The 5,000-nt window shown below is 60.7% G+C and carries 4 protein-coding genes and 1 pseudogene (1 of these 5 running past the window's edge); 4 read left to right on the forward strand and 1 reads right to left on the reverse strand.

Annotated features, from left to right (window positions below; genetic code table 11):
* Window positions 1–412 precede the first annotated feature (412 nt).
* The 3 genes and pseudogenes from SYN60AY4M2_RS02735 to SYN60AY4M2_RS02745 all read left to right on the forward strand — a co-directional run.
* Window positions 413–544: pseudogene (locus SYN60AY4M2_RS02735) on the forward strand (IS200/IS605 family transposase); the annotation flags it as partial.
* A 136-nt stretch (window positions 545–680) separates the two neighbouring features.
* Window positions 681–2,027, forward strand: a complete 1,347-nt coding sequence (locus SYN60AY4M2_RS02740; protein ID WP_099813208.1) for a 16S rRNA (cytosine(967)-C(5))-methyltransferase — start codon at window positions 681–683, stop codon at window positions 2,025–2,027.
* A gap of 33 nt (window positions 2,028–2,060) precedes the next feature.
* Window positions 2,061–2,873 (forward strand): RNA methyltransferase, encoded by an 813-nt coding sequence (locus SYN60AY4M2_RS02745; protein ID WP_099812229.1) that lies wholly within the window; start codon window positions 2,061–2,063, stop codon window positions 2,871–2,873.
* A gap of 15 nt (window positions 2,874–2,888) precedes the next feature.
* Here the strand turns inward: SYN60AY4M2_RS02745 and recA are convergent, their stop codons facing one another.
* Window positions 2,889–4,013: a recombinase RecA gene (gene recA / locus SYN60AY4M2_RS02750; RefSeq protein WP_099812230.1), complete on the reverse strand. Its 1,125-nt coding sequence runs from the start codon at window positions 4,011–4,013 to the stop codon at window positions 2,889–2,891.
* A 219-nt stretch (window positions 4,014–4,232) separates the two neighbouring features.
* On the opposite strand from recA, the gene lgt reads away from it, so the two are divergent.
* Window positions 4,233–5,000: the 5' portion of a prolipoprotein diacylglyceryl transferase gene (gene lgt, locus SYN60AY4M2_RS02755; protein ID WP_011429964.1), read on the forward strand. 87 nt of this gene lie beyond the right edge of the window; only the first 768 of its 855 coding nucleotides appear in the window; the start codon lies at window positions 4,233–4,235; its stop codon lies off the right edge, out of view.

The raw sequence follows: 5,000 nt of genomic DNA on the forward strand, positions 1-5,000 counted from the left end.
TGAAGCTATGTCCTAAGTTGCTAACGCACGTGAGCCAGTTGTTGACTCCGTGGTCAATTGCTAGAGCTTTTCTCGGATCCAGCGATTTGGGCTGGACAGGCTTGGCATAGACCCACTCCAGCTACAGACTTACACGTCTGTTGTGCGGCGGAAACATACATTGCGATAAAGTGCTTGCTTTGGGTTCTCCCCATCTCAGCGCAAAGCGCACCATAGCTTGCCCATCGCTTCGTTTTGAAATAGACTTGTCTCGCATAGTACAGGGCACAGTTGTACACCTTATTAGACTGTTGACACAAGTACTCTAATAGGGGGACTAGCTCCCTGTCCCTGACTCGAACCTGCTGACAGCCGTACTTCATCATTGTTGGCAAGCGGCATGACAACCGCAGTCTGACATGGGCAAGCGATAGTGCGAGAGGAAAGTCAACGGTACAATCACTACAACCATGGTGTGGGGCTAGCGGTTGTTCATCTCATTTTTTGGCCAAAGAGAAGGAAAAAGGTGTTGGTGGGAGAAGTCAGGAACAGGTTGTTTAAGCTATGAAACTATATCAACGACCCCCATCATGGGTAAGCGACTAAAGTGGCTAGCGGGCTTTTCCGGCGCGCACTCAAGTGCGGGGCTACCAAGCTATCCTTTTGTGTCGGGAAGCAACCTGATCTTTTTTGGAGCGGCCATGAACGCGCGTCAACTGGCCCTCTTGGCTCTGCAGAAGATCGAGCGGCACAACGCCTATGCCGACGTGGTGCTAGAACACTTGTTGGCCCATAGCCGCCTGATCCCTGCCGACTGCCACCTGGTCAGCGAGTTGGTGTATGGGATTACCCGCCGTCGCCGCACCCTTGATGCCCTGATCGACTGCTTTGCCCGGCGCCCCGCCCACCAGCAACCGCTCGATTTGCGGCTGATTCTCTACCTTGGCTTCTACCAACTGGCTTTTCTGGATCACATCCCGCCCAGGGCCGCCATTCACACCAGCGTGGAGCTGGCCCGCCAGGTGGGCCTGGGATCCCTGACGGGGGTAGTCAACGGCATCTTGCGCGCCTACCAGCGGCAAGCGTTGGATGGGGCGGAAAAGGATCCCCTCAAGTCCTTGCAGGACACTCTGCCCACTGACCCGATTCAGGCCTTGGGGATCCGGCATAGCTTTCCCGATTGGCTGGTGCGCCTCTGGTGGGAGCGCCTGGGACCAGCCGAGACCGAGCAGTTGTGCGCCTGGTTCAACCAGCCGCCCCACCTGGATCTGCGGGTCAACCCGCTGCGGGCGGATGTGGACAAAGTCATCCAAGCCTTGGCAGAAGCGGGGATCCCTGCCTCACCCATCCCTGAGGTGCCGGGCGCCCTGCGCCTGGGACAACATGCCGGCGACATCACGGCCCTGCCCGGCTTTGCCCAAGGCTGGTGGAGCGTTCAGGATGCCAGCGCCCAGCAGGTGGTGCACTATCTGGATCCCCAGCCGGGAGAGCGAGTCATCGACTGCTGCGCCGCTCCGGGCGGCAAGACCACGCATATGGCCGAGCAGATGCAGGATCGCGGCGAGATCTGGGCCCTGGACCGCCATCCCCACCGCCTGCGCCGCCTAGAGGAAAATGTGCAGCGCTTGGGCTTGAGCTCGATCCGTCCCCTGGCCATCGACCTGCTCTCCCTGGACGCCGCTGCCGAACCTCCTGCACCCCTGCCCCCGTGGCAGAGCGCCGACCGAGTGTTGTTGGATGCCCCCTGCTCCGGCTTGGGCACCCTGCACCGCCACGCCGACGCCCGCTGGCGGCAAACCCCCGCCCAGATTCAAGAGCTGGCCCATCTGCAAGCTCAGCTTCTGCAGGTGGCAGCCCGGTGGCTCAAGCCGGGCGGACTGTTGGTGTACGCCACCTGCACCCTGCATCCTGCCGAAAACGAGGCAGTCATCCAGTCTTTTCTGAACCGGCATCCCCACTGGGCTGCCGAAGGGGATCCCCTGCTCATCTGGCCTCATCGCCAGGATCGGGATGGATTTTTTATCCAACGGTTGCGTCGCCGCGATTAAGCCTTCCCCGCCCCATCTCTCCTCTTCCTCCGCATGGCTTCTGAGCTGCTCACCAGCCCCAAAAACCCTTGGATCCGACAGTTGCGGCAGTTGCACCGCAGCAAAGGCCGGCGAGAACAGGGCGCCTTCCTGGTCGAGGGATCCCACCTCCTCGAAGAGGCGCTGGGGGTCGGCTGGCCTCTGCGAGGTGTCTGCTACACCTTCGACTGGGCTGAGCGTCACCCCCGCTTGTTGGCCAGCCTGCCCAAGCATCTGCGGCGGCAGGCCGTCAGCTTGGAAGTGATGGCGGCCCTCTCTACGACCGAGTCTCCGGAAGGGGTTGTAGCTGTGGCCGTTAGCCGGCAAATCGCCTCCCCTCCCCCAGAGGCGCTGCGCCTGGGCTTGGTGGTCGAAACGCTGCAAGATCCAGGTAATTTGGGATCCCTGATCCGCGTCGTGGCGGCCACCGGAGCCGATGGCCTCTGGCTAAGCGCAGACAGCGTCGATCCGGAAAACCCCAAAGTCCTGCGGGCCTCCGCCGGCCAGTGGTTTCGCCGCCCGCCTCAGGTTCTCTCTGACTTGCCCGCCTGGATCCAGTCCTGTCGTCGCCAAGGGATCCAAGTTTTGGCCGCCACCCTCGCCCCTCTGGCCACCTGTTACTGGGATCACGACCTCACTCGGCCAACCCTTTTTCTCTTGGGCAACGAAGGGGCTGGCCTGCAGGAATCGACGATCCAACTGGCCGATGCCCAGGTGCGGATCCCGATGGCTGCTGGCGTCGAGTCCCTCAACGTGGCCATGACCGGGGGATTGCTGCTCTACGAAGCTTTGCGCCAGCAGCGAGCCCAGTTGAGAGGCACAGCTTGAAGAGCCGCCCTCGTTTCAAAACTCCTCATCTGCAAAGATGGGGGCCTCAACCTCTTCCTGCTCTCCCTCCTCTATCCCCCCCGGTCGGCTGGCAGAAACCGTTACCCCTGCAGAAAGTTTTTCCCGCACAGCCGCTTCCACCTCCGCCAGGATCTCCGGCTTTTCTTTCAGGTAAACGACCAGATTGTCTCTCCCTTGGGCCACATTTTCCTCTTTGTAGCTGTACCAGGAACCGCGTCGTTTGAGAATGCCCATCTCCTCGGCCAGATCGACAATGCAGCCGATGTTGGAGATGCCCTGGCCGAAGATGATGTCGAATTCTGCCCGCCGGAATGGGGGAGCAACTTTGTTTTTCACCACCTTGACCCGCGCCCGGATCCCGTATTCTTCAGCACCTTTCTTCAGAGTTTGCACGCGGCGAATATCCAGCCGCACCGACGCATAGAACTTGAGGGCATTGCCGCCAGTGGTGGTTTCCTGGGGGCCGTAGCCGATGCCGCCGATTTTGGAGCGCAACTGGTTGAGGAACAGAACAATTGACCCGGTTTTGCTGACGTTGCCGGCAATCTTGCGCAGCGCTTGGCTCATCAGGCGGGCCTGTAACCCCACATGGGCGTCTCCCATATCCCCCTCGATCTCGGCGCGGGGAACCAACGCTGCCACCGAGTCCACCACCACAATGTCCACAGCAGCAGAGCGCACCAGTTGATCGACAATCTCCAGGGCGGCCTCCCCCGTGTCCGGCTGGGAGATGAGCAGATTCTGGATATCTACCCCCAAAGCCGCCGCGTAGGCGGGATCCAGCGCGTGCTCAGCATCCACAAAAGCAGCCGTTCCCCCTCGTTTTTGCACCTCAGCGATGGCGTGCAGAGCAACCGAGGTTTTCCCAGAAGATTCCGGCCCGAAGACTTCGATGATTCGCCCCTTGGGGTAGCCACCGCCCATGGCCAAGTCGAGGGTGATAGCGCCGCTGGGTATGGTCTCCACCCGCATCTGGGCCGCATCTCCCAGGCGCATGATCGCCCCTTTGCCAAAATTGCGCTCGATCTGGCCCAACACCTGATCCAGAGCTTTGCGTTTCTCCGACTTCAACTTGTCCAAGTCGTCGCCGTTGTTCACGTCGGCAGCTTTGCGGGCCATAACCAGCACCCTCCCCCAGGAGTCGCGGTGGAAAATCAAGCCTGCATTCTAACATTGTCGCCTTGTTGCCCCCAGCGGATCCCTTGATCTCCCTCCAATTGCAGTCAGCTCGTACCTTGCCTCGGTTCCAAGCTCCCCTCTCCCTGAGGGAGAGGGGCTGGGGGTGAGGGTCGCAGAACAGGTAGAGTGAGCTAGAAAGACCGGTTTAGGAATACTGCCGTGTTCACGACCCTGGTGTTGCGATCCCCCGGTCCAATTGTGTTTAGCTGGGGGCCATTCAGCCTACGCTGGTATGGCCTGCTGATCGGCTTAGCAACCGTTTTGGGCCTGTTTCTAGCTCGCCACCTGGCGGCACGGCGCGGTCTTCCCCCCAATTCCATGTCCGATCTGCTGCCGTGGCTGGTGGTGGGATCCCTGCCCCTTGCCCGTTTTTACTACGTGGCTTTTGAGTGGGAGCGATATCGAGATGGCCCTTGGTGGAAAGTCCTGGCCCTCTGGCAGGGGGGAATGGCCATCCATGGCGCTTTGCTCGGGGGCACTGCAGCGCTTTACCTGTTTGCCCACCGGCATCGGCTCAACTTCTGGCTGCTGGCCGATTGCATCGTTCCTTCCCTCAGCCTTGGCCAGAGCATCGGTCGCTGGGGCAACTTCTTCAACAACGAGGCCTATGGAAAGGCTTTGTCTCCGGCTAGTTCTCTGTGGATCCAACTGCAGCTCCCCGACGGATCCCGCGTGCATCCCACTTTTTTGTACGAATCCCTCTGGAACCTCGGCCTCTTCGGGATCCTGCTCTTTTTGAACTATCGGCGCCAGCCTCCGCCCGGTAGCCTCCTGGGCCTCTACCTGCTGGGGTATAGTCTTGGACGCTTCTGGATCGAGGGGCTGCGCGCCGACAGCCTCATGCTGGGGCCCCTGCGGGTGGCCCAGGGGGTGAGCCTACTGCTCATCGGAGCTGGCCTGGCCCTGATGCTGACCGCTCAAAGACGT

It is taken from the genome of Synechococcus sp. 60AY4M2 (assembly GCF_002760375.1).
Classification (GTDB): Bacteria; Cyanobacteriota; Cyanobacteriia; order Thermostichales; family Thermostichaceae; genus Thermostichus.